Below are 24,692 nucleotides of genomic sequence, written 5' to 3' on the forward strand. Positions count from 1 at the left end.
CGCGTCCTCCGTAGGAGCAGCACAAGGCTGCTCCTACGGAACCTCACTGAACCAATGAGTCACGTATTGTTCTATGAGGCTTGCGGCGATGGGCTGAGCAGCAGCCCCCGGCGATCAGCTCAATTCCAGCCAGATCGGCGCATGGTCCGACGGCTTTTCCATCCCGCGCAGTTCATAGTCCACACCCGCCGCCTTGATCCGCGGTACCAGGTGCTGCGAGGCCATGATCAGGTCGATGCGCAGGCCGCGCTTGGGTTCGTCCTCGAAGCCGCGGCTGCGGTAGTCGAACCAGCTGAAGCGGTCGGAAACTTCCGGGTACAGGTGGCGGAAACTGTCCACCAGGCCCCAGCCTTTCAAACGTTCCATCCACTCGCGCTCTTCCGGCAGGAAGCTGCACTTGCCGGTCTTGAGCCAGCGCTTGGCGTTGTCCGGGCCGATGCCGATGTCGCAGTCCTGCGGCGAGATATTCATGTCGCCCATCACCAGCAGTGGCTGGTCGTTGCGGAACTGGCCTTCCAGCAGCGCCTGCAGGTCGCTGTAGAAGCGCTGCTTGGCCGGGAACTTGGTGGGGTGGTCGCGGCTTTCACCCTGGGGGAAGTAGCCGTTCATGATGGTGATCGGGTTGCCATCGGCATCGGCGAAGGTGCCCCAGATGAAGCGGCGCTGGGCGTCTTCTTCATCGCTGGCAAAGCCTTTGTGCAGGCTCAGCGGTGCCTGACGCGACAGCAGGGCCACGCCATAGTGGCCTTTCTGGCCGTGGTAATGCACGTGGTAGCCCAGCGCCTGCACGTCGGCCAGCGGGAACTGATCGTCGCTGACCTTGGTTTCCTGCAGGCCGATCACGTCCGGCTGGTGCTTTTCGATCAGCGCCGCCAGCTGGTGCGGGCGGGCCCGCAGGCCGTTGATGTTGAAACAGACGATCTTCATGGAAAGATAATCCCGGTAAAAGGCGCGATGCTAGCCGACATCGCCTCCCATCACCAGCATGGCGGCTTCGGGAGCCTGCTGCTAACGTCCTTCCCAGGGCACTGTAAGCCCATTCCAGGAGGACTGCCCGCAATGCCCGAAACCACTGCCGCTCCGGCCCGTGTCTGCCTGCTCGATGACGGCTACAGCCGCGAGGCGCGTTCGCTGCTGTACAACGCCTACCGTCACGAACCTACCTTCGCCTATATCTTCGAGGCCCAGCGCCCAGGCTATGAGCGGCGCCTGCGGGTGATGGTGCGCGAGTGGGTACGCCAGCACTTCTACTTGCAACTGCCCGCCATCGGCCTGCTGGTGGAGGACCGCCTGATCGCCCTGGCCCTGATCGTGCCGCCGCTGCGCCGGCTGGGCGTGGCCGACAGCTGGGCCTGGCGCCTGCGCATGATGATGGGCACCGGCCTGCGCTGTACGCGCCGTTACATGGACTACCAGGCCGCCCTGGCCACCTGCCTGCCCACCGACGAGGTGCATGTGCTGCCGCTGTTGGGCGTGCACCCGCAATTTCAGGGCAAGCACTACGGCGAGCAATTGTTACAAGCTGTGCATGACTGGTGCGCAGACGACCCTGGTACCCAGGGTGTGGTGCTGGACACCGGCAACGAGCACTACCTGGCCTTTTACCAGCGCCAGGGTTATGAGGAAATTGGCGAGGTGGCTGTAGGACCAATCCGTGAGAGGGTGTTCTTCCATCCCAATCCGGTCTCTTCCAATTCTGCTTTTGCCTGAGCAGACGGCGCGGCGGCTCCCTTGAGCGCCCGGCTCTGGTAGCATGCGCCGCATGACGTATTCAGGAAGATTGACCTGGGGCCTGGTTATCTGGGTCGCCAGTTTCGCAGCATGGGGCCAGAGCGAGTTGCTGGTGAAGGTCAAACCGGCCAACAAGGCGCTCAAGGCCAATGTCGAAGGCTATATCGGTTCCCTTGGCGACCGCGATGAAGAAGCGCTGCTGCGCTTCAGTCGCGGCGCCCAGGAGCAGGCGCGCAAAGCCGCGCAGGCACTTGGCTACTACCAGGCGCAGATCGACACAGAGGTCAAGCCCGCCAGCGAGGCTGACCGTTCCCCGCAACTGATCATCACCATCGACCCCGGCGAGCCGATTCGCCTGCGCAACGTGACCGTACGCATCGAAGGCCCCGCCAGCGAGATGAAGGCCTTTCGCGTGCCCGACAGCAAGGCCCTGCGCGCCGGCGAACAACTCAACCATGGCCATTACGAAGATGCCAAGCGGCTGATTCAGAACCAGGCGTCGCGCTATGGCTTCTTCAGTGGGCGCTTCAGCCGCCAGCGCCTGGCGGTCGACCCCCAGGCGGGTGTGGCCGATATCGAACTGGTCTACCAGAGCGGCCCGCGCTATCACCTGGGCGCCGTCACCTTTGGTGGCGACACACCGCTGGACGACGACCTGCTGCAGCGCATGGTCTCGTTCAAGCCGGGTACACCTTACGACTCGGAACTGATTGCCGAGCTGAACAATGACCTGCAATCGAGCGGCTACTTCGAAGGCGTGCGCGTGGATGCGGCGCCCACCGCCGCCGTGGGCGAAGAAATCCCCGTGGATGTCCGCCTGGAAACCCGCAAACCCCGCACCATGGGCCTGGGCCTGGGCTTCTCGACCGACGTCGGGCCGCGCGGCAAGGCCAACTGGACCCGCCACTGGGTCAACCCGCAGGGCCATAGCTACGGTTGGGAAACCGAACTGTCGGCGCCCCGGCAGAACGTCGGCCTTTGGTACGACATCCCGCTCGACCCGCCGCTGACCGACAAGTTGCGCTTTGCCGGCGGCTACCAGAACGAAGAAATTGCCGGCACCGACACCCTCAGCAAACTGCTGACGGTGGGCCCCGAGTGGCACAGCAAACTGCCAAGCGGCTGGCAGCGGGTGATTTCCCTCAAGTACCAGCGCGAGGAGTACCGCCTGGGTGATGACTCCGGGCTGAGCAACCTGCTGATGCCGGGGGTGAGCTACTCCTTCCTGCGCAGTGACAACCGAATCGACCCGCATAACGGCTACCGCCTGCAGTTCGATGTACAGGTGGCCAAGGAAGGGCTGGTCTCGGACACCAACCTGCTGCATGGCAACGTGCTGCTCAAGGGCCTGACCACGCTTGGCCATGACCACCGCTTGCTCGGCCGGGTGCAGTTCGGTGGCAGCGCGACCAATGGCTTCAAGAACAACATTCCGCCGTCGCTGCGCTTCTTCGCCGGTGGCGACCAGAGCGTGCGTGGCTATGACTACCAGACCCTGTCGCCGAAGAACAGCGACGGCGACCGCATTGGCGGGCGCTACCTGGTCGCCGGCAGTGTCGAGTACCAGTATTCGCTGACCGAAAAGTGGCGGCTGGCAACCTTCGTCGACCAGGGCAACTCGTTCAACGACCTGGAGCTGCCAAGCCTCAAGACCGGTGTCGGTTTTGGCGTGCGCTGGGTGTCGCCGGTCGGGCCGCTGCGCCTGGACCTGGCCAAGGCGCTGGATGATGAAGGGGGAATTCGCCTGCACTTTTCCATGGGGCCTGAGCTGTGAAACGCGTGATCAAGTACATTCTGGCGGGCCTGCTCGGGGTAGCCGCAAGCCTGGGCCTGGCACTCGGCCTGCTGCTGGGGACCGAGGCCGGCAGCCGCTGGGTGCTGGGCAAGGTGCCCGGGCTTGAGGTGGCTGACTTCCAGGGCCGCCTGGCCGGTAGCTGGCAAGCCAGCCGGCTGAGCTGGGCCGATGCCGGCAGCACGGTAGAGGTGCAGGCACCGCTGCTGGCTTGGTCGCCGGCATGCCTGCTGCGCTCTACCTTGTGCATTGACCAGTTGCAGGCGCAGCGCATCGACATGGCCTTTGCGCCCAGCGCCGAATCGGCCGACAGCGGCCCGCTGCAGTTGCCAGCCCTGCGCTTGCCGCTGGCCATCGAACTGGGTGAGGTCAAGGTTGGCCAGTTGCGCCTGGATGGCAGCGACCTGCTTGGCGACTTGCAACTGGCGGCGCACTGGACCAATACCGGGCTGCGCATCGACAGCCTGCACCTGCAGCGCGATGACCTGCAATTGAACCTGCAGGGCGACCTGCAGCCCGAAGCTGACTGGCCGGTGCAACTCCAGGCGCAGCTGCAACTGCCAGCGGTAGACGGCAAACCGTGGCAGCTGGCGCTGACCGCCACCGGCGAGTTGCAGAAAACCCTGAAACTCGCCGGCACCAGCAGTGGTTACCTTGACGCCACGCTGAACGGGCAATTGCAGGCGTTGGCCGAGCACCTGCCGGCGACCTTGCAGATCCGCTCCGAGGCATTCAAGCCGGCCGCCTCGTTGCCCGACACCGTGCAGTTCAACCAGCTCAAGCTTGACGCCCGGGGCGACCTGCTCAAGGGCTATCAACTGTCGGGGTCGGCCAGCCTGCCGGCCGAGCAGTCGCCGATCGCCTTGCTGTTGTCCGGGCTGGTCGACAGCAAAGGCGCCAGGCTCGATGCCCTGGACCTGAACGCCAGCGATACCCAGCGGGTCAAGTTGCAAGCCACGGCTGACTGGCAGCAAGGCCTGGTCGCCGACGCCCGACTGGACTGGCAGGACTTTCCGTGGCTGCGCCTGTATCCACTGGAGACGCCGCCCGAGGTCACCCTCAAGCGTTTCATGGCCCAGGTGCATTATCGCGATGGCAACTACCAGGGCACCTTCAATGGCGACCTGGATGGCCCGGCCGGCGCGTTCAGCCTGACCAGCCCGTTCGAAGGTGACCTGAGCCAGGTGAAGCTGCCGCAGTTGGCGCTGAGCGCCGGGCAAGGCAAGGCTGCCGGCAGTGTCGCCGTGCGCTTTGCCGACACCCTGGCATGGGATGTCGACCTGCAGTTGTCGGCGCTCGACCCGGCCTATTGGCTGGCCGAGCTGCCGGGTACCCTGGCGGGGCCGCTGCGCAGCAAAGGCGAGATGAAAGGCGACGCCCTGAGCCTCGATGCCCAGCTTGACCTGAAAGGCCGCCTGCGCGGCCAGCCGGCAATGCTCAAGGTCGAGGCCCAGGGGGCAGGGCAGAGCTGGACCTTGGGCGCCCTGGCAATCCAGCTGGGGGATAACCGCATCAATGGCAGTGGCAGCCTGCAACAGCGCCTGGCCGGGCGGGTCGACCTCGACCTGCCGCGCCTGGGCCAGTTGTGGCCAAGGTTGCAGGGCCAGGTCAAGGGCCGGCTGGACGTCGCCGGCACCTTGCAAGCCCCGCAAGGTACGCTGACCCTGCAGGGCCAGCGGCTGGCCCAGGCGGAAAACCGTTTGCAGCAGCTGGACCTGGATGCCCGCCTGGACAACGCCCAGCGCGGCGTGATCGAACTCAAGGCCAGCGGCATTCACCTGGGTGACACGGCATTGGGCACCTTGCAGGCCCATGGCAAAGGCGACATTCGCCAGCAAGCGTTGACCCTGGCGCTGGACGGCCCGCAGCTCAAGCTCGACCTCGGCCTGGATGGCCAGTTGAACAAGGGTGACTGGCGTGGGCGCCTGGCCAGTGGGCGGATCCAGGCCGGCGGCCAGGACTGGCAGTTGCAGGCACCGGCGCGCCTGCAGCGGCTGGCCAGCGGCCAGCTGGACTTTGCTGCGCACTGCTGGCGCTCCGGCCAGGCCAGCTTGTGTGGCGACGACCAGCGCCTGGCCCCCGAGCCACGCTTGCGCTACCACCTAAAGCAGTTCCCGCTGGACAGCCTGGCCCAGTGGCTGCCGAAGGACTTCGCCTGGCAGGGCCTGCTCAATGCCGACATCAATCTGGATATCCCGGCCAGCGGCCCCAAGGGCAACATCGTCGTCGACGCCAGTGGCGGTACCCTGCGCGTGCGCGACAAGGACCGCTGGGTCGACTTCCCGTACCAGGCCCTGCGCCTGGACAGCACGCTGGCGCCACGGCGCATCGATACCCGCCTGGCGTTCCGCGGCGAGCGCCTGGGCGAGCTGAACGTCAACACCCGCCTCGATCCACTTGGCAAGAACAAACCGCTGTCGGGTGATTTCCGCCTGGCCGGCCTCGACCTGTCGGTGGCGCGCCCGTTCGTGCCTATGGTCGAGCGCCTGGCCGGGCAGCTCAATGGCAGTGGCCGGCTGTCGGGCACCTTGCTGGCGCCGCAGGTCAACGGCAACCTGATGCTCAGCGGCGGCGAAGTCAGTGGCGCCGAACTGCCGGTCAGCCTCGAGGACCTGTCATTGCAGGCATTGATTGCCGGCGAGCAGGTACAGCTCAATGGCGGCTGGCGCAGTGGCGAGGCGGGGCGTGGCCAGTTGAATGGCAACCTCACCTGGGGCCAGGCCCTGGGCATGGACCTGCGTCTGCAGGGCCAGCAACTGCCCGTCACTGTCGAGCCCTATGCGACGTTGGAGGTGGCCCCGGACCTGACCTTGCGCCTGATCGACGACAAGCTGGCGGTGACCGGCAAGGTACAGGTGCCCAAGGGCACGATCACTGTACGCGAGCTGCCACCGTCCACCGTCAAGGTCTCGGATGACACGGTGATCGTTGGCCACCGGACCGAAGAGGGCAAGCCACCCATGGCGATGGCCATGGACATCGATGTCGAAGTGGGCCGCGACAAGCTTTCGTTCAGTGGCTTTGGCCTCAAGGCCAACCTGCTCGGCCATGTGCACATCGGCGACAACCTCGACACCCGTGGCGAGCTGAGCCTGGCCGACGGCCGCTACCGTGCCTACGGCCAGCGCCTGACCATTCGCCGTGCGCGGCTGCTGTTCGCAGGCCCGATCGACCAGCCGTACCTGGACATTGAAGCGATCCGCAAGGTCGACGACGTGATTGCCGGTATCCGCCTGAGCGGCAGTGCCGAGCAGCCCACCAGCAAAGTGTTCTCGGAGCCGGCCATGAGCCAGGAGCAGGCGCTGTCCTACCTGGTACTGGGGCGGCCTCTGGGCGCGTCAGGCGAAGACAACAACATGCTTGCCGAAGCGGCCTTGGGCCTGGGCCTGGCGGGTAGCGCCGGGATCACCGGCAGCCTGGCCTCGAGCCTGGGTATCGACGACTTCCAGCTGGACACCGAAGGTTCGGGCAATACCACCAGCGTGGTCGCCAGCGGCAACCTCACCGAGAAACTGAGCCTGCGCTATGGGGTGGGGGTGTTCGAGCCTGCGAACACCATTGCATTGCGCTACAAGCTGAGCAAGAAGGTGTACCTCGAGGCTGCCAGCGGGCTGGCCAGCTCACTGGACATCTTCTACAAGCGCGACTTCTGAGCCGTCGCGGGGGCGGCCGTCAACGGACGATGGCCGCCTCGATGAACTCATTGGTGTCGGGCGAGGGCGGCGGGCTGGGGGCGCGTACCGGGATGATCAGGCTGGTGTACTCCTCGATCAGCCGGTTGAGGGCTTCTGGTGGTTCGCTGGCCTGGAACTGCATGCGGATCTGCACTTCATCGGGGTCACGGTTGTCGCCCTGACGGCTTTGGCCACCGATGGTGACCTTGAAGCTGGCCGCCTTGTTTTCGCCTGCGGTCAACAGTGCCTGCTGTGCTTCGGTGCCTTTGACCCGTACCGAAAGGTCGACCTGCATGCGCTCGAGGGCCAGGCCCTTGGGCGACACCAGCGCGAACAGCGGTACGCGCATGATGTGCTGGCCGTCCATGGCCACTTCGACCATCTTGGCTTTCATGGGCGCGCCCAACGCTTCGGTGTCGCATTCGAAGAACTGGTCGAACAGGTTGATGTACTGCTGCGCGATCAGGCTGTTGGTAGCACTGGCGGCTTCCTGCAGGCCACGGGTGATTTCGCGCAGGTCGATGGAAGTCATGGGGGCGGGGGATTTATCCAATGCTTCGACTCCTCAGGCCAGGTGGTGCCCCCCTGTTGCTGGTCAGGGGGGCTGTTCGGGGCGGGGAGGTGCGCCTCAAGAGGTGGCGGCGCCGAGGGCCGGAGCGCCGTCGGCCGCAGGGTTCTTCAAGGTATCGGCCTGGGAAATCAAGTCCTGGCTTTCCAGTGTGGCGGTTTTGACCACGGTCGGCTTTGTCGCGGCGTCGGTCAGGAAGTCGATCACCCGCATCATCGCTTCAGGCGGGTCCTGGCGTTTCAAGGTCGTGTTGAAGGCGTAGCGGGCGCGGGTGTCAGTCTTGCGGGTTTGCGTGGACTTGTGGCTGACGCTGCCTTTCACGTTGAGCCTGAACGGCCCCCAGCCCAGCGAACCGCTTGCCTCGGCATTCATGTCCTTGCTGGAAACGTCTTCCGACATCTGGTTGATGACCAGTTCGAACTCGACATTACCTTCTTCGATGGAAATGTTCGGGTGGGTGATGGCTGCCACCAGCGGCACTTTCATGGTCTTGCTGACCACGCCCTTGTACTCGCCTTGTTCGTCGACGATGGTTTCGTCGTAGTCGAACTGGATGGCCACGGCCTTGCCGTCCTGGACGCACACCTGCATCAGGAAGTCGGCGTAGGATTTGCTGGCGGTGACCTGGGCCTGGACCATGGCCTGCAGGGGGCCTGCGATCATGCGGTCCATCGGCAAGGCATTGATTACGGAACCGATGAGGCTGTTATCTATCGACATTGCTGGGTTCTCTTCTGGTTGGGTTAAAAACGTGGCTATCAATCGTGGTCACGATGCCTGGGCTTCAGCGCGCGCAATGTTCCTGGCGGCGGATGTTGCCGATCTGGCGCAGGCTCAGGCCGTACTTGTCAGCGAGCAGGCTGCGAGACAAGCCGCTGGCGCTTTCCTTCTGGATCTGCAGGTTGCGCAACTGGCGCATGAAATGGTCAGCCTTGGGAATTTCCAGGGCGACACCGGCAAAGCGCTTGATCAGTGCGTCGAGCGCTTCGGCCGGCAACACGTCGGCAAGCTTGGTGCGCTCGCGGTGCTTGGGGATGTACTTGGGCCTGCCGCCGTAGGCGCAGGTCAGCTGGTAGGCGTTGTCGATGCCGATGCAGTCGATCAGGGCCTGCAGCGAGTGGGGCAGTTGGCTGATATCGATGTGGCTCAAGTCTGGCAGTTGCATATGGCGCTCCTTCGGGACGGATGGGCTGTGCTAACCGATCACCAGCGGCGTTATGTCGAAGGTGTGGCTGGATTTTCTGTGACAGCCGAGGCATGTAGCTAGGCGCCATATGGGTTGGGGCTTGTAGCTTCCGCGAACAGGTTTTGCAGGCAGCGATATCCGGCGTTGTAGGACATGGCTTCAACATTTGGCTGTGGCGGGTGATTTCCCATCACGTCACTCCCTGTGCAGCGCGTTGGGTGTGGTAACCCTCAATCGCACGGATAGCTGCTCAGCAGGCTGGCGCTGCGCAGGTAGGCCTGGGGGGAGTCGCGCATGCCTTGTGGCAGCGTGCGCCAATCGACCAGCAGGCACAGCGCATGCAGCGGCTGCCCGTCACGGTGGCCGATGACCTGGTCGGCAAAGCTGCGGCGGTACAGTGCCTGGGTCTGCTGCTGTGCTTGTACCTGGTCGGCCTGGGCCAGGGTTTGCCGGGCCAGTTCGGGCAGTTGCGCCAGGGGGACACTGAAATGCACCGACGCACCTTTTGCCTGCAGGTAACCGGCCTGGCGCACGCGCTGCCACAGTTGTTGCCATTGGCTGGCGCCAGCTTGGCCAGCCAGTTCGCGGCCCAGTTCGAGCAGTTGCTCGGCCGAGGTCTGGCGGGTGTCCAGCGCATGAAGGGAAAAGGGCGTCAGCAATAGCGACGCGAACAGAAGGGGTTTGTACATGGTGCCTCCGGCATGGGTGCTTGGGAGCCCCATGCTTTCAGGCAGGCGCCGCCCCACCCAGCAGGAAATGCAGCGCCGGGGCCGGTGGCCGTTGTATCATTGCCGCGGCTCGTTGCGAGCCATTTGCCCCTGATGTTGCAAGGAACCTTCGATGACACACGTGCAGCGCCTCAAATATTCCCTTCTGATCATCCTGGTGGTACTGGGCCTGATGCTGGGCCTGTCCCACCTGCAGAAGCAGGGCACGATCAGTGAGCAGACCTTCCAGATGCTGGCCATCGCCATCGCCGTGGTGGTCGTGGTGATCAACGGCATCCTGCGGCGCAAGGTCAAGCCCTGATCCTGGCGGGCCGGCCAGTCATGGCCGGCCATGCGCTCAGCGCACAGGCGTTCGCTCCAGCACGGCGCGCGCCTGCGGGTCGAGGCTGTAGCATTTGTCGCTGCCCAGCTGGATGACGCCCTCGCTGCACAGCCGCTTGAGCACTTCGCGCACGCTGAGGAACGACAGCGGGATATCCAGCTGTTCCAGTTGCGCGTGCACGCCGCGCACGCCAATGCTGCGGCCATTGCGGTCGGCGGCGTGCAAGGCATCGATGACCTTGAGGCGGATCAGGCTGGTACGCAGGCCGAAACTGCGCAACAGCTCGCGGATCTGTTCGTTGCCGATGCGTTCGTCAGCAAAAACGTCCTGTTCCCTGGGCGCTTTGCCTGGGACGCGCCCAGCCTGGATCGAGGGTTGCGGGTTGTACATGTGAATGCTCCTTTTCGTGGACGAACCCGAAATTTGGGTGCCTCACTTACTAGGACGAATGAGAACGGAAAAACTGCAGCCCACGCGCAAAAAAAAGCCTGGTTCTGTTCAAGACGTTCCATTGCCTGGTAATACGTAAAATTTTCATCTGGCCATTCGTCTGATCGGGATGACCCCCGAACCCGAGGAGTGCCCGTGTTTCCACTTTCCCGTCCCATGACTTGCGCTGGCCTGGCTGCCGCCCTGGTAGCCTTCAGCGTCGGCGCAGCGCCGGTGCAGTCCGCCGCCGCCGATGCCAGTGCGCAGATTCGCCGAACCAGTTACGGGGTGCCGCACATCGTGGCCAAGGACGAGCGCGGCCTGGGCTATGGCATCGGCTACGCCTACGCCCAGGACAACCTGTGTCTGCTGGCCAATGAAGTGCTGACCGTGAGTGGCGAGCGCTCACGCTACTTCGGTGCCAAGGGCAAGACCCTGGAGCAGCGTGACAACCTGGCCAGCGATGTGTTCTTCGCCTGGCTCAACACGCCGGCGGCAGTCGAGGCGTTCTTGCAGGCGCAGCCAGCGCCAGTACAGGCGCTGCTGGCAGGTTATGCCAGCGGCTACAACCGGGCGCTGGCCGAGCGCCGCAGCCAGGGGTTGCCTGCCGAATGTGGCAACGGCGAGTGGCTGCGGCCGATCAGCAGCGAGGACCTGATCAAGCTGACCCGCCGGCTACTCGCCGAAGGCGGTGTCGGGCAGTTCGTCGAAGCGCTGGCGGGGGCGCAACCGCCAACGCTGGCCAGCCAGCAGGCGCCGGCAGGGTTTGCCGCGGCGCTGGCCAGGCAGCAGCGTTTTGCCACGGAACGCGGTAGCAATGCGGTGGCCGTCGGGGCGAAACGTTCGGCCAATGGCCGCGGCCTGTTGCTGGCCAACCCGCACTTCCCGTGGATGGGGGGCATGCGCTTCTACCAGATGCAGGTGACCATTCCCGGCCAGCTCGATGTGATGGGGGCGGCATTGCCGGGCCTGCCGGTGGTCAACATCGGTTTCAACCAGCATCTGGCCTGGACGCACACCGTCGACACATCGAAGCACTTCACCCTGTACCGCCTGCAACTCGACCCCAAGGACCCGACCCGCTACCTGCTTGATGGCAAGTCGCTGCCGCTGGCCCGGCAAACCGTCAGTGTTGCGGTCAAGGCCGAGGATGGCAGCCTGAGCCAGGTACAGCGCCAGGTCTACAGCTCGCAGTTCGGCCCGGTGGTGCAATGGCCGGGTCGCCTGGACTGGGATGCGCATGCCGCCTACAGCCTGCGCGACGCCAACCTCGAGAACACTCGGGTGTTGCAGCAGTGGTACCAGATCAACCATGCCGACAGCCTGGCTACGTTGAAAGGCTCGGTGGAACAGCTGCAGGGTATACCCTGGGTCAACACGCTGGCGGTGGACCCGGCAGGCAAGGCCTTGTACCTGAACCAGTCAGTGGTGCCTTATGTGGATCAGCAACTGCTCAGTGCGTGCAGCAACCCGCAGGCACAAGGGCGCCTGGTGGTACTGGATGGCTCACGCAGCGCGTGCCAGTGGAAGGTCGATGCGCAGGCCGCGCAGCCGGGGATCTTCCCTGCGCGGCTGCTGCCGAGCCTGGAGCGCGAGGATTTCGTGCAGAACTCCAACGACCCGGCCTGGATGGCCAACCCGGCGCAACCGCTGACCGGTTACTCGCCGCTGGTCAGCCGCAGTGACCAGCCGCTGGGCATGCGTGGCCGCTTTGCCCTGCAACGCCTGCAGGGTACGACCCGCCTGGGCGTTGACGACCTGCAGCGCATGGTGACCGATGACGAGGTCTACCTGGCCAGCCTGCTACTGCCTGACCTGCTGCAGTGGTGCAAGGGCGCCGATGCGGATGTACGGGCGGTATGCAGCAGCCTGGTGGCCTGGAATGGCAAGGCTGACCTGGACAGCGGCATTGGCCTGGTGCATTTCCAGAACCTGTTCGATGCCCTGGCCGAGCACCCGGAAAGCTGGCGGGTGGCCTTCGACCCGGCCGACCCGCAGCACACCCCGCGCGGGCTGGCGGTAGAGCAGGCGGCCGTGCGCAAGCTGCTGCACCAGGCCGCGCTGGCGTCGCTCAAGCAGGTGCGTGACAGCGGCATGGCAGGGGAGGCGCGCTGGGGGCAGGTGCAACAGGCGAGCGATGGCACGCCGGTGCCGGGTGGCCCGCAGGCGTTGGGCGTGTACAACGCGATCTACAGCGTGCCGCACGGGCAGGGCAAGCGGCTGGTGGTCAGTGGTACCAGCTACCTGCAACTGGTCAGCTTTACCGACAAGGGGCCGCAGGCCCGTGGGCTGTTGGCGTTTTCCCAGTCGAGTGAAGCGGCTTCGGTGCATGCCGGTGACCAGACCAAGGCGTTTGCGGCCGGGCAACTGGCGGTGATTCCGTTTACCGAGGCGCAGATCAAGGCTGACCCGGAGTATCGGGAAGTGGTGATCAGTGAGCGGGACAAGGGGGCGGTGGTCAACCGGCCTTGAGGTATAAGCCTGTGCCTGCCTCTTCGCGGGTAAACCCGCTCCCACAGGTACTGCACCAGGGCTGCAAGCGGCACGATACCTGTGGGAGCGGGTTTACCCGCGAAGAAGGCGACTCAGTCGGTCAGGAAAACTCGAACGGCGCCAGCTGAAACCCTTGCTCGTCAACCTGCAAGGCCCAGCCACGGCGGTCCCAGTCGCCCAGCACGATACGCCGTGCCGGTTGCCCGTCGACCACCAGCTTGTGTATCGCCGGTCGATGGGTATGCCCATGCACCAAGGTGCGTACACCATGCGCCGCCATCACCTTCGGCACTTCCTCCGGGGTGACATCGACGATCTCGGTGGACTTCATCCGCGTTTGCGAGCGGCTTTCGCTGCGTAGCTTGCGTGCCAGCTTGTAGCGGGCCGACAGCGGCAGGTGCCGCAACACCCACAGGCTCAGCGGGTTGCGCAGCAAGCGGCGCATTTTCATGTAGGCCAGGTCGCGGGTGCACAGGGTATCGCCATGCATCAGCAGCACCTGCTCACCACCCAGCTCGATCACGCTGGGGTCGTGCAGCAACGTGCAGCCCGCAGCGTCGCAGAAGGCCTGGCCAATCAGGAAATCACGGTTGCCATGCATCAGGTAGATGGCCGTGCCGCTGTCGCTCAGCCGCCGCATGGCCTGGCAGACCGACTGCTGGAAGGGCGTCATGGCGTCGTCGCCGATCCAGGCTTCGAAGAAGTCGCCAAGGATGTACAACGCCTTGGCGTGGCGGGCACGGCCATCGAGCAGATCAAGAAACGCCCGGGTAATGTCCGGGCGTTCTTCTTGCAGGTGCAGATCGGAGATCAGCAGGATCACTCAACGATCTCGGCTTTCTCGATGACCACGTCGTCCTTCGGCACGTCCTGGTGGCCAGCCTTGGAGCCGGTGGCGACCTTTTCGATGGCGTCGACGATTTCACGGCCTTCGATCACTTCGCCGAATACCGCGTAGCCCCAACCCTGCACGTTCTTGCTGCTGTGGTTGAGGAAGTCGTTGTCGGACGAGTTGATGAAGAACTGCGCCGAGGCGGAGTGCGGCTCCATGGTACGGGCCATGGCAATGCTGTACTTCTTGTTCTTCAGGCCGTTGTCGGCTTCGTTCTGGATGCTGGCGCGGGTCTTCTTCTGGCTCATGCCAGGCTCGAAGCCGCCGCCCTGGATCATGAAGCCCTTGATCACACGGTGGAACACGGTGCCATTGTAGTGGCCGTCCTTGACGTACTGAACGAAGTTTTCGGTAGTCAGCGGCGCTTTCTCGGCGTCCAGTTGCAGGACGATGTCGCCGTGGTTGGTGCTCAGTTTGACTTTGGACATGCTGAAACTCGCTCTTTCAAGGCAATCGGAATTAGGGTGCGCAGGGCGCGGGTTATCACCTGACGCAGGATCAGGCGATCGCGACACATGGCGCGCACTGGCCATTTTGCCAGGCTGCGGCAAAAAGCCGTGATAAATCACGCCAGTTTGTCCGGGCCCGGCTGTCAGCAGCTTGACTGCTTCGGCTATGATAGGCCCTTTGATTCAATCGGCCTACCCAGGCCGGACACGTGCATTCAAGGATCCTATGAGCAAGCCCACTGCCGACAACGCGCCCAACGCCGCTGCCAAAGGCGCCCCCGCTGTCCCTGCGAACTTCCTGCGGCCGATCATCCAGGCCGACCTGGACTCGGGCAAGCACAGCAGCATCGTCACCCGTTTCCCGCCGGAGCCCAATGGCTACCTGCACATCGGTCACGCCAAGTCGATCTGCGTCAACTTCGGCCTGGCCAAGGAATTCGGGGGCGTCTGCCACCTGCGTTTCGACGATACCAACCCGGCCAAGGAAGACCAGGAGTACATCGACGCCATCCAGAGCGATGTCAAGTGGCTGGGCTTCGACTGGGCCGGCGACGTGCGCTACGCCTCCGACTACTTCGACCAGTTGCACGACTGGGCGGTCGAGCTGATCAAGCGCGGCAAGGCCTACGTCTGCGACCTTACCCCCGAGCAGGCCAAGGAATACCGTGGCAACCTCAAGGAGCCGGGCAAGAACAGCCCGTTCCGCGAGCGCAGCGTTGACGAGAACCTCGACCTGTTCGCCCGCATGAAAGCCGGCGAGTTCAAGGATGGCGAGCGCGTGCTGCGGGCCAAGATCGACATGGCCTCGCCGAACATGAACCTGCGCGACCCGATCCTGTACCGTATCCGCCATGCCCACCACCACCAGACCGGTGACAAGTGGTGCATCTACCCGAACTACGACTTCACCCACGGCCAGTCGGACGCCATCGAGGGCATCACCCACTCGATCTGCACCCTGGAGTTCGAAGGGCATCGTCCGCTGTACGACTGGTTCCTCGACAACCTGCCGGTGCCGGCACACCCGCGCCAGTACGAGTTCAGCCGCCTGAACCTGAACTACACCATCACTTCCAAGCGCAAGCTCAAGCAGCTGGTGGACGAAAAGCACGTCGAAGCCTGGGACGACCCACGCATGTCGACGCTGTCCGGCTTCCGTCGCCGTGGCTACACCCCGGCCTCGATCCGCAACTTCTGCGAAATGATCGGCACCAACCGTTCCGACGGCGTGGTCGACATGTCGATGCTCGAGTTCAGCATCCGTGACGACCTGGACCGCACCGCACCGCGCGCCATGTGCGTGCTGCGCCCGCTGAAGGTGGTCATCACCAACTACCCGGAAGGCCAGGTCGAGCAGCTCGAACTGCCGCGCCACCCGAAGGAAGACATGGGCGTGCGCGTGCTGCCGTTCTCCCGTGAACTGTACATCGACCGCGACGACTTCATGGAAGAGCCGCCGAAGGGCTACAAGCGCCTGGAACCGGCCGGTGAAGTGCGCCTGCGCGGCAGCTACGTGATCCGCGCCGACGAGGCGGTCAAGGATGCCGACGGCAACATCGTCGAGCTGCGCTGCTCGTACGACCCGGACACCCTGGGCAAGAACCCGGAAGGCCGCAAGGTCAAGGGCGTGATCCACTGGGTGCCGGCCGAGGGCAGCGTCGAGTGCGAAGTGCGCCTGTACGACCGCCTGTTCCGCTCGCCGAACCCGGAAAAGACCGAGGAGGGCGGCAGCTTCCTGGACAACATCAACCCAGGCTCGCTGCAAGTGCTCAGCGGCTGCCGTGCCGAGCCGTCGCTGGCCCAGGCGCAGCCCGAGGACCGCTTCCAGTTCGAACGCGAAGGCTACTTCTGCGCCGACCTGAAAGACAGCCAGCCGGGCCGCCCGGTGTTCAACCGCACTGTCACCCTGCGTGACTCCTGGGGCAGCTGAGGAACCGCCGTGCTTACCATCTACAACACGCTGAGCAAAGCGAAGGAAACCTTCAAGCCGCTGGATGGCAACAAGGTGCGCATGTACGTGTGCGGCATGACCGTATACGACTACTGCCACCTGGGCCATGGCCGCAGCATGGTGGCCTTCGACCTGGTCACCCGCTGGCTGCGCAAGAGCGGCTACGAGCTGACCTATGTACGCAACATCACCGACATCGATGACAAGATCATCAACCGGGCCAACGAGAACGGCGAAAGCTTCGACGCCCTGACCGCCCGCATGATCGACGCGATGCACGAAGACGAGCGCCGCCTGAACATCCTGCCGCCGGACCAGGAGCCGCGTGCCACCGACCATATCGCCGGCATGCACGCGATGATCCAGACTTTGATCGACAAGGGTTATGCCTACGCACCGGGCAATGGCGACGTGTACTACCGCGTCGGCAAGTTCGTCGGTTACGGCAAGCTGTCGCGCAAGAAGATCGAAGACCTGCGCATCGGTGCCCGTATCGAGGTCGACGAAGCCAAGCAGGACCCGCTGGACTTCGTGCTGTGGAAGGGCGTCAAGCCGGGCGAGCCGAGCTGGGAATCGCCATGGGGCCCGGGGCGTCCGGGCTGGCACATCGAGTGCTCGGTGATGTCCACCTGCTGCCTGGGTGAAAGCTTCGACATCCACGGTGGCGGCAGCGACCTGGAGTTCCCGCACCACGAGAACGAGATTGCCCAGAGCGAGGCGGCCACCGGCAAGCAGTACGCCAACGCCTGGATGCACTGCGGCATGATCCGGATCAATGGCGAGAAGATGTCCAAGTCGTTGAACAACTTCTTCACCATCCGCGACGTGCTCGAGAAGTACCACCCTGAAGTGGTGCGCTACCTGCTGGTGGCCAGCCACTACCGCAGCGCGATCAACTACTCGGAAGACAGCCTGCGCGATGCCAAGGGCGCACTGGAGCGCTTCTACCACGCCTTGCGCGGCTTGCCACGGGTGGCGGCCAAGGGTGGCGAAGAGTTTGTCGAGCGCTTCAGCGTGGCCATGAACGACGACTTCGGCACCCCCGAAGCCTGCGCCGTGCTGTTCGACCTGGTGCGCGAGATCAACCGCCTGCGCGACAGCGACCTTGAGGCCGCTGCCGGCCTGGCCGGTCGCCTGCGCGAGCTGGGTGATGTGCTGGGTGTGCTGCAGCTGGAAGCCGATGACTTCCTGCGTGCCGGTGCCGAAGGCAAGGTGGATGCCGCTGAGGTCGAGGGCTTGATCCAGGCGCGCCTGCAGGCCCGTGCGGACAAGAACTGGGCCGAGTCCGACCGCATTCGCGACCAGCTGACCGCCATGGGTGTGGTGCTGGAAGACAGCAAGGGTGGGACTACCTGGCGTCTGGCCGACTGATCGGTTTGAAGGGGGCTGCTCTGCAGCCCATCGCGACACAAGGCCGCTCCTACAGGAATAGCGTTGCATTCAATGCTTGCGTAATACCTGTAGGAGCGGCCTTGTGTCGCGATGGGCCGCAAAGCGGCCCCGTTTCTATTTGGCCAGCCCCGCAAGCGGGCAGTGCAACACCAACCTGGCCCCACCCAGCTCGCTTTCCCCCACCTCCAGCCCGAACCCATGCAGGTCGACGATCGCCGCAACGATCGACAACCCCAGCCCGAACCCCGCATGGCGGTGGCCTTCATCGCTACGGTAGAAGCGCTTCAGCACTGCCGCCCGTTCCTCTTCCGGAATACCCGGCCCGCTGTCCTCGATGGCCAGGCGCAGGCCCTTGTCGTCCTGCGTCGCAGTAATCCGCACCAGCCCACCTTCGGGCGTGAACTTGATGCCGTTGCCCACCAGATTGGCCAGTGCCTCGAACAGCAGTTCGCGGTCACCATGCAACGCCGGCAATTCGGCTGGCTGCTGCAGTTCCAGGCGGATGCCGACGTCTTCGGCCAGCGGCAGGTAGAAGTCGTGCAACTCCACCAGCAGTTCGTGCGGGTCAAGCTGGACGAAACCGGCCCGCCGCTGGCGGTCTTCCAGTTCGCTGATGCGCAACAAACCGCGAAAACGCGCCATCAGGGTGTCGGTTTCGCCGATGGCCTGGTCCAGTGCCTCGGCCTGGGTGGAGTCGACGTCACTTTGCTGGCGAATGCGGTACAGCTGGGCGCGCAGGCGGGTGAGCGGGGTGCGCAGGTCGTGGGCGATGTTGTCGCACACGCCCTTGACCTCGTGCATCAGCCGCTCGATGCGGTCGAGCATGGCGTTGACGATGGCCGCCAGCATGTCCAGCTCGTCACGCCGGGCCGACAGCGGCAGCCGGTGGGTTAGGTCACCGGCGACGATCAGCTCGGCCTGGGCCTGGATTGCGCGAATGCGCTTGAGCGGGCGGCGCCTGAGCAGGTACCAGCCGGCAAAGCCCGGTATCAGGGTCAGCGAGATCCCCCAGAGCAGGGCATGCAGGATGATCCGGGTGACCACGAACAGCGAGCCGTTGTCGCGCACCAGCACCAGCCAGCGGCCATCCTGCACCTTGATCGCCACCGCGTCGCAGCTGTCACGCGGCATGTGCGGGTCGTCGGCGTCCAGGCAGCGCTTGAGTTCGTGAACCTTGCCGTCCAGCCCCAGCTCTGGCGGGATGGCGCGAATGCGCCCGCCGATCGGGTTGAGCTGGTTGTCGAACAGGCCGTAGGCGTCGAAGCTGCGCTCTTCGAAGGCCTGGCTGGCGACCAGGGCGTCGTCCAGCTGTTTGCCGCTCATGTGCGCGAACAGGTGCTGGCGCTGCAGCATCGAATGGCGGGTGAGTTTGTTCAGGTAGCTGGACACCTCGAAGTACAGCACCCCCATGAGGATGCTGCTCCAGGCCACGAACAGAAAGCTGTACAGCGCCAGCAGGCGGCTGGTCGAGGAGCTCCAGCCCTTAGACGGGTTCAGCAATGGCATAGCCGGAGCCCCGTACCGTACGGATCAGCGGCGACTGGCCGGGGGAGTCGATTTTCTTGCGCAGGCGGCCGATGTGCACGTCGATCAGGTTGGTGCCCGGGTCGAAGTGGTAGCCCCAGACTTCCTCGAAAATCATCATCCGCGTGATCACCTGGCCGCTATGGCGCATCAGGTACTCCAGCAACTTGTACTCGGTGGGCAGCAGGTTGAGGGTCTGTTCGCCACGGCGGGCTTCGTGGCTGATCAGGTCCAGTTGCAGGTCAGCGACCTGCAGGCGGGTCTGGGTCATGGGCACGCTGTTGCGGCGCAGCAGCACTTCGACCCGCGCGGCCATCTCGTCGGAGGCGAACGGTTTGGTCAGGTAGTCGTCACCCCCGGCACGCAGGCCACGTACCCGCTCGTCGACGTCGGAGAGGGCGCTGATCATCAGGATCGGCGTAGCGATCTTGAGGCTGCGCAGGGTGGTGACGATGGTCAGGCCATCGACCTCGGGCAGCATGCGGTCCAGGGTAATCAGGTCGTAGCCGCCGGCAATGGCCTTGGCCAGGCCTTCACGGCCATTGTCGGCCCAATCCACCTCAAGGCCGTGGCTGGTAAGTTCGGCGACGATTTCCTGGCCGGTGACGGCGTCGTCTTCGATGGTCAGTACGCGAGGCATGCTGGTTCCCGGGCATCTAATGGAGACTTGATTGTGCCAAAGAATAGCCAAACGGCGATTTAAGAAAAATTCATCTGGCCACCTGACCGGCTGACCGCCCCCTTGTAGGGCCGCGCAGGCCAGGGCAAAGCGCTCAGCGTGCGCCGATACCCTCGGCATGCATGATCTGCGCAATGATCGGCACCGGAGTCATCAGGTGCGAACGCATCATGGCGCTGGCGCGCTTGGCGTCCCGGGCCAGAATCACCTCGACCAACGCCGCATGCTCCTGGCGCTTGAGCTCCAGGGCCTGTTCGGAAAACACCGTCTGGGTCAGCCACAGGTGCCGGTAGCGCTCGGCCTGATCGAACAGATAGGTGCGCGCCTGCAGCAGGTGCTTGGAGCCGCAGCCTGAGGCAATGGCCGTGTGGAACGCCTTGTGCCGTTCGTCCCATACATCCAGGCGTTGCTCGCGGGTTTTCACTTCCACCACCTTGGCCAGGGTATGCGAGTGGGCCAGTACCGACGCCTCCCAGGCGTCGTCGCCACGTTCGATGGCCAGGGTGATGATCATCGCCTCCAGGTTGGCGCGGGCATCGTAGATGTCGTTCATCTCGTCCAGCGACATGGGCGCCACACGGTAGCCCTTCTGGCTGATCGCGTTGACCAGGTGCTCGGCCACCAGCTGCGACAGTGCTTCGCGCAGCGGGCCCACGCCCAGGTCGTAGCGTTCCTTCAGGGTGCTCATCAGCAGCTTTTCTCCGGGCTTGAACACGCCGCGGATGATGTCCTTCTTGAGCCTCTCATACCCGCTGAATGCTGAGTTTTGTCGGGGGGCGAGCGCTTCCAAGGTCCTGTTCCTCAAACGGTTTTGTCGATCATACCGAAAGCGTTCGCTGGCGAAAAACAATGGACAAACACGCGTTTTGTCTGTGAAAAATAAAAATGTAGACATTTTGCGTTTATGGCGATAATTTTAGCTCGCCCGCACTGATCCAGGTCATGACCGGACGGCGCCACTCACTTTCTCTGCCAGGACACTGCCATGAACGCTTTTACGCAGATCGACGAACTTGTGATGCCACTGCCGCTCGAACCGCGTGGTTTCACCATCGCCCCCTCGAAACAGTCGCCGCGCCTGCTTGAGCTCACCTTTGCCCGCGAAACGGTCGAAGCGTTCGTCCAGGCTGTTGCCCAGTGGCCGGTGCAGGCGCTGGAGTACAAGTCGTTCCTGCGCTTCCGGGTTGGCGAGATCCTCGACGAGCTGTGCCAGGGCACCCTGCGGCCGGTACTGCTCAATACCATCCTCAACCGCGCCAGCGGCGGCATGCTGATCACCCCGGTCGGCCTGGATGACGTGAGCCAGGCCGAGGACATGGTCAAGTTCACCACCGCCTGCGCACACCTGATCGGCCGCTCCAACTACGACGCCATGAGTGGCCAGTTCTATGCCCGCTTCGTGGTGGTCAACACCGACAACTCCGACAGCTACCTGCGCCAGCCGCACCGGGTCATGGAGCTGCACAACGACGGCACCTTCGTCAACCAGATCACCGACTACGTGCTGATGCTGAAGATCGACGAAAAGAACATGGAAGGCGGCAACTCGCTGCTGCTGCACCTGGACGACTGGGAGCAGTGCGACGAATTCTTCCGCCACCCGCTGGCCCGTCGCGAGATGCGCTGGACCGCACCGCCGAGCAAGAAGGTGTCCGAGGATGTGTTCCACTCGGTATTCGACACCGATGCCGAAGGCCGCCCGACCATGCGCTACATCGACCAGTTCGTGCAGCCGGAAAACTACGAGGAGGGCATCTGGCTGAACGCCTTGTCCGAATCGCTGGAAGGCAGCGAGAAGAAGCTTTCGGTACCGGTTGGCGTGGGTAGTTTCCTGCTGATCAACAACCTGTTCTGGCTGCATGGTCGCGACCGCTTCACGCCGCACGAAGGCCTGCGCCGCGAGCTGATGCGCCAGCGCGGCTACGTGGCCTTCCCCAAACCGCTGTACCAGCGCGGGCAATAATGACAGGGCGCGGGGCGGGCGCCCGCCCACGCGCCTTTGCACAAAACGATGCCACCAGGGCCCGCGCGGGCCTTGGTGAGCCAGTCAGGCAATGCCTGCGTGTGAGGTAAGGCTGTGTACGATTTCATCATCATTGGCGGTGGCATTGTGGGCATGTCCACGGCCATGCACCTGATCAAGGTCTACCCGGATGCGAAGATTCTCCTGCTGGAGAAAGAGTCCGGCCCGGCCCGCCACCAGACCGGCCACAACAGCGGCGTGATCCACGCCGGCGTGTATTACACCCCCGGCAGCCTCAAGGCGCGCTTCTGCCTGGAAGGCAACAAGGCCACCAAGGCCTTCTGCACCCAGCACGGTATCCGCTTCGATGAGTGCGGCAAGCTGCTGGTGGCCACCAACGACCTGGAAATGCAGCGCATGAAGGCGCTGTGGGAGCGCACCGCGGCCAATGGCCTGGAGCGCTACTGGCTGTCGGCGGCCGAGCTGCGCGAGCGCGAGCCCAATATCGTTGGCATGGGCGGCATCTTCGTGCCCTCCAGTGGCATCGTCAATTACGCCGAAGTGACTGCGGCCATGGGCGCCGAGTTCCAGCGCGCCGGCGGTGAAATCCGCTATGGCGCCGAGGTGGTCGGCTTGCAGGAGCTGGCCAGCGAAGTGGTCGTGCGCACGCAGGGTGACGAATTGCGCAGCCGTTTCCTGGTGACCTGCTCGGGCCTGATGGCCGACCGCGTGGTGAGCATGCTGGGCCTGCGTACCGAATTCGTCATTTGCCCGTTCCGTGGCGAGTACTACCTGCTGCCCAAGCAGCACAACCAGATCGTCAACCACCTGATCTACCCGATTCCCGACCCGTCCATGCCGTTCCTGGGCGTGCACCTGACACGCATGATCGACGGCACCGTCACCGTTGGCCCCAACGCCGTGCTGGCGATGAAGCGCGAGGGCTACCGCAAGCGCGATGTCAGCCCCGGCGACCTGTTCCAGACCTTGACCACCCCCGGCATCCTCAAGGTGCTGGCGAAGAACTTCCGCCCTGGCCTGATCGAGATGAAGAACTCGCTGTTCAAGGGTGGCTACCTCAAGCAGGTCCAGAAGTACTGCCCGAGCATCACCAAGGCCGACCTCACGCCTTACCCGGCCGGCGTGCGAGCCCAGGCCGTGTCGCGTGACGGCAAGCTGATCGACGACTTCCTGTTCGTCAACACCGCTCGCAGCGTCAACGTGTGCAACGCACCGTCGCCGGCCGCCACCTCCGCCATCCCGATCGGCGCCTACATCGTCGACAAGGTATGCGAGCAGGTCGGCCGTCAGGGCGGCAGTTTCCCCAAGGCCGACCTGGCGCCCCGTCAGCGGGCTGCCGGCTGACCTACCCGTAATACGTTCTGCGGTTTCGTTTTACTCAACCCGTGCTGCCCTACTCACCATCTGGGGCAGGGCGGGCTTTTTCGCGCCTGCGTCGGTGACGTGCAAGCCGGCGGCCCCTGCGTGGGCATGACAAAAACAACAAGGTAGCGCCATGCAAACCCACAAGAACAATTTGAGTCATGGATTGAAATCCCGGCATGTCACCATGCTGTCCATTGCCGGCGTGATCGGTGCCGGCCTGTTCGTCGGCTCCGGCCGTGCGATTGCCGAAGCAGGGCCCGCCACCATCCTGGCCTATATCCTGGCCGGCGCGCTGGTGGTGCTGGTGATGCGCATGCTGGCCGAAATGGCCGTTGCCTCGCCGGACACCGGTTCGTTCTCTACCTATGCCGACCTCGCCATCGGCAAGTGGGCCGGCTACACCATCGGCTGGCTGTACTGGTGGTTCTGGGTACTGATCATCCCCATCGAGGCCAATATCGCCGCCACCATCATCAATTCCTGGGTCCCGCAGCTGGAGATCTGGGTCTTGTCGTTGGTGATTACTCTATTGCTGACTGCCACCAACCTGTTCAGCGTGAAGAACTACGGTGAGTTCGAGTTCTGGCTGGCGTTGGTGAAGGTGGTGGCCATCGTCAGTTTCATCGCGCTGGGGGTGTGCGCCATCTTCGGCCTGCTGCCAGGCTCAGGTGTCAGCGGCGTGTCGCGCCTGTGGGATAGCGGCGGCTTCATGCCCAACGGTTTTGGTGCGGTGCTCAGCGCCATGCTGATTACCATGTTCTCGTTCCTCGGTGCCGAGGTGGTGACCATCGCCGCGGCCGAATCCGACGAAGCGGGCAAGCATATTTCCAAGGCCACCAACTCGGTGATCTGGCGAATCACCCTGTTCTATATCCTGTCGATCTTCATCGTCATCGCGCTGGTGCCGTGGACCGACCCGCGCCTGGCCACCGAAGGTTCCTATGTCACGGTACTGGACACCCTGGGCGTGCCGAATGCCAAGGCCATCATCGATTTCGTGGTGCTGACGTCGGTGACCAGCTGCCTCAACTCGTCGCTGTATACCGCGTCGCGCATGGTCTACTCGCTGAGCCGCCGCGGTGATGCGCCGGCCTGTGCCCAGGTGACCAGCCGCAGCGGCACCCCCGTGGTAGCTGTGCTGCTGTCCACTGGCGCAGCTTTCCTGGCGGTGATCGCCAACTACCTGGTACCGGCCAAGGTGTTCGGCTTCCTCATGGCAAGCTCCGGCGCCATTGCCTTGCTGGTGTACCTGGTGATCGCCGTTTCCCAGCTGCGCCTGCGCCAGCGCCTGACTGCACAGGGCAAGACACTGGGCTACCGCATGTGGCTGTTCCCGTGGCTGACGTGGGGCGTGATCCTGTTCATCAGTGGCGTGCTGGTGCTGATGCTGTTCCGCCCGGATCACCGCCTGGAAGTGGTATCGACCATGGTGCTGGCGGTGCTGGTGGTGTGTTCGGGCCTTCTGGTCACACGGCGTCGGGCGCGCGAGGTGGTGGTTGGCCGCGTAGGGCAGGGCGCCTGAGCCGTTCGGCC

The 24,692-nt window shown here is 64.1% G+C and carries 21 protein-coding genes; 10 read left to right on the plus strand and 11 right to left on the minus strand.

What is annotated here, in order from left to right; translation table 11 throughout:
- Positions 1-114: 114 nt before the first annotated feature.
- Complete coding sequence (xthA, locus tag ABNP31_RS12135) at positions 115-927, minus strand: exodeoxyribonuclease III (protein WP_025338931.1); 813 nt, start codon at positions 925-927, stop codon at positions 115-117.
- Positions 928-1,059: 132 nt separating this feature from the next.
- Between xthA and ABNP31_RS12140 the strand changes: the two genes are divergently transcribed.
- The 3 genes from ABNP31_RS12140 to ABNP31_RS12150 are packed head-to-tail and all read left to right on the plus strand — an operon-like array spanning position 1,060 to position 7,176.
- Positions 1,060-1,710 (plus strand): GNAT family N-acetyltransferase, encoded by a 651-nt coding sequence (locus tag ABNP31_RS12140; RefSeq protein ID WP_025338932.1) that lies wholly within the window; start codon positions 1,060-1,062, stop codon positions 1,708-1,710.
- Between the two features lie 52 nt (positions 1,711-1,762).
- Positions 1,763-3,505 carry an autotransporter assembly complex protein TamA gene (locus ABNP31_RS12145; RefSeq protein ID WP_025338933.1) on the plus strand — a complete coding sequence of 581 codons (1,743 nt, stop codon included), beginning with the start codon at positions 1,763-1,765 and terminating at the stop codon, positions 3,503-3,505.
- Complete coding sequence (locus ABNP31_RS12150; RefSeq protein WP_085663672.1) at positions 3,502-7,176, plus strand: translocation/assembly module TamB domain-containing protein; 3,675 nt, start codon at positions 3,502-3,504, stop codon at positions 7,174-7,176. Before ABNP31_RS12145 ends, ABNP31_RS12150 begins: the two co-directional genes overlap by 4 nt.
- A 19-nt stretch (positions 7,177-7,195) precedes the next feature.
- Here ABNP31_RS12150 and ABNP31_RS12155 read toward each other — a convergent pair whose 3' ends face one another.
- From ABNP31_RS12155 to ABNP31_RS12170, 4 genes are all read right to left on the minus strand, one after another.
- Positions 7,196-7,750, minus strand: coding sequence for a DUF2589 domain-containing protein (locus ABNP31_RS12155; protein ID WP_025338935.1), 555 nt, complete (start codon positions 7,748-7,750; stop codon positions 7,196-7,198).
- Between the two features lie 75 nt (positions 7,751-7,825).
- The gene (locus ABNP31_RS12160) at positions 7,826-8,485 is read right to left on the minus strand and encodes a DUF2589 domain-containing protein (RefSeq protein ID WP_085663671.1); all 660 of its coding nucleotides are present in this window, start codon (positions 8,483-8,485) and stop codon (positions 7,826-7,828) included.
- 64 nt (positions 8,486-8,549) lie between these two features.
- Positions 8,550-8,930, minus strand: a complete 381-nt coding sequence (locus ABNP31_RS12165) for a Mor transcription activator family protein (RefSeq protein WP_046616589.1) — start codon at positions 8,928-8,930, stop codon at positions 8,550-8,552.
- A gap of 251 nt (positions 8,931-9,181) precedes the next feature.
- Positions 9,182-9,640, minus strand: a complete 459-nt coding sequence (locus tag ABNP31_RS12170) for a hypothetical protein (RefSeq protein ID WP_085616552.1) — start codon at positions 9,638-9,640, stop codon at positions 9,182-9,184.
- Positions 9,641-9,791: 151 nt separating this feature from the next.
- On the opposite strand from ABNP31_RS12170, the gene ABNP31_RS12175 reads away from it, so the two are divergent.
- A complete protein-coding gene (locus ABNP31_RS12175) occupies positions 9,792-9,980 on the plus strand; it encodes a hypothetical protein (protein ID WP_003248064.1) in 189 nt (62 codons plus the stop codon).
- 36 nt (positions 9,981-10,016) lie between these two features.
- Here ABNP31_RS12175 and ABNP31_RS12180 read toward each other — a convergent pair whose 3' ends face one another.
- Positions 10,017-10,391: a fe2+ zn2+ uptake regulation protein gene (locus ABNP31_RS12180; protein ID WP_025338939.1), complete on the minus strand. Its 375-nt coding sequence runs from the start codon at positions 10,389-10,391 to the stop codon at positions 10,017-10,019.
- 195 nt (positions 10,392-10,586) lie between these two features.
- Here ABNP31_RS12180 and pvdQ point away from each other — a divergent pair, with 195 nt between their 5' ends.
- Positions 10,587-12,902, plus strand: a complete 2,316-nt coding sequence (gene pvdQ / locus ABNP31_RS12185) for a bifunctional acylase PvdQ (RefSeq protein WP_350013352.1) — start codon at positions 10,587-10,589, stop codon at positions 12,900-12,902.
- 121 nt (positions 12,903-13,023) lie between these two features.
- On the opposite strand, the gene ABNP31_RS12190 is transcribed toward pvdQ, so the two are convergent.
- Positions 13,024-13,746, minus strand: coding sequence for a UDP-2,3-diacylglucosamine diphosphatase (locus ABNP31_RS12190; RefSeq protein ID WP_013972909.1), 723 nt, complete (start codon positions 13,744-13,746; stop codon positions 13,024-13,026).
- Positions 13,743-14,243: a peptidylprolyl isomerase gene (locus ABNP31_RS12195; protein WP_085663668.1), complete on the minus strand. Its 501-nt coding sequence runs from the start codon at positions 14,241-14,243 to the stop codon at positions 13,743-13,745. Before ABNP31_RS12195 ends, ABNP31_RS12190 begins: the two co-directional genes overlap by 4 nt.
- A 247-nt stretch (positions 14,244-14,490) precedes the next feature.
- Here ABNP31_RS12195 and ABNP31_RS12200 point away from each other — a divergent pair, with 247 nt between their 5' ends.
- On the plus strand, positions 14,491-16,194 hold the full coding sequence (locus ABNP31_RS12200; RefSeq protein WP_025338943.1) for a glutamine--tRNA ligase/YqeY domain fusion protein: 1,704 nt from the start codon (positions 14,491-14,493) through the stop codon (positions 16,192-16,194).
- 9 nt (positions 16,195-16,203) lie between these two features.
- Positions 16,204-17,586: a cysteine--tRNA ligase gene (gene cysS / locus ABNP31_RS12205; protein ID WP_025338944.1), complete on the plus strand. Its 1,383-nt coding sequence runs from the start codon at positions 16,204-16,206 to the stop codon at positions 17,584-17,586.
- Positions 17,587-17,721: 135 nt separating this feature from the next.
- On the opposite strand, the gene ABNP31_RS12210 is transcribed toward cysS, so the two are convergent.
- The 3 genes from ABNP31_RS12210 to csiR all read right to left on the minus strand — a co-directional run bounded on the left by ABNP31_RS12210 (position 17,722) and on the right by csiR (position 20,600).
- On the minus strand, positions 17,722-19,113 hold the full coding sequence (locus ABNP31_RS12210; RefSeq protein WP_085591211.1) for a sensor histidine kinase: 1,392 nt from the start codon (positions 19,111-19,113) through the stop codon (positions 17,722-17,724).
- On the minus strand, positions 19,091-19,771 hold the full coding sequence (locus ABNP31_RS12215; RefSeq protein WP_025338946.1) for a response regulator transcription factor: 681 nt from the start codon (positions 19,769-19,771) through the stop codon (positions 19,091-19,093). The genes ABNP31_RS12210 and ABNP31_RS12215 overlap by 23 nt, the downstream gene beginning before the upstream one ends.
- Before the next feature lie 133 nt (positions 19,772-19,904).
- Positions 19,905-20,600, minus strand: coding sequence for a DNA-binding transcriptional regulator CsiR (gene csiR / locus ABNP31_RS12220; RefSeq protein WP_015270630.1), 696 nt, complete (start codon positions 20,598-20,600; stop codon positions 19,905-19,907).
- A gap of 195 nt (positions 20,601-20,795) precedes the next feature.
- On the opposite strand from csiR, the gene glaH reads away from it, so the two are divergent.
- From glaH to gabP, 3 genes are all read left to right on the plus strand, one after another.
- Complete coding sequence (gene glaH, locus ABNP31_RS12225) at positions 20,796-21,773, plus strand: glutarate dioxygenase GlaH (protein WP_075045100.1); 978 nt, start codon at positions 20,796-20,798, stop codon at positions 21,771-21,773.
- A gap of 114 nt (positions 21,774-21,887) precedes the next feature.
- Positions 21,888-23,138 carry an L-2-hydroxyglutarate oxidase gene (lhgO, locus tag ABNP31_RS12230; RefSeq protein ID WP_025338948.1) on the plus strand — a complete coding sequence of 417 codons (1,251 nt, stop codon included), beginning with the start codon at positions 21,888-21,890 and terminating at the stop codon, positions 23,136-23,138.
- Positions 23,139-23,289: 151 nt separating this feature from the next.
- Entirely contained in the window at positions 23,290-24,681 is a 1,392-nt protein-coding gene (gabP, locus tag ABNP31_RS12235; RefSeq protein WP_025338949.1) for a GABA permease, read from the plus strand.
- Positions 24,682-24,692 lie beyond the last annotated feature (11 nt).

The organism is Pseudomonas asiatica (assembly GCF_040214835.1).
GTDB classification, from domain to species: domain Bacteria; phylum Pseudomonadota; class Gammaproteobacteria; order Pseudomonadales; family Pseudomonadaceae; genus Aquipseudomonas; species Aquipseudomonas putida_Z.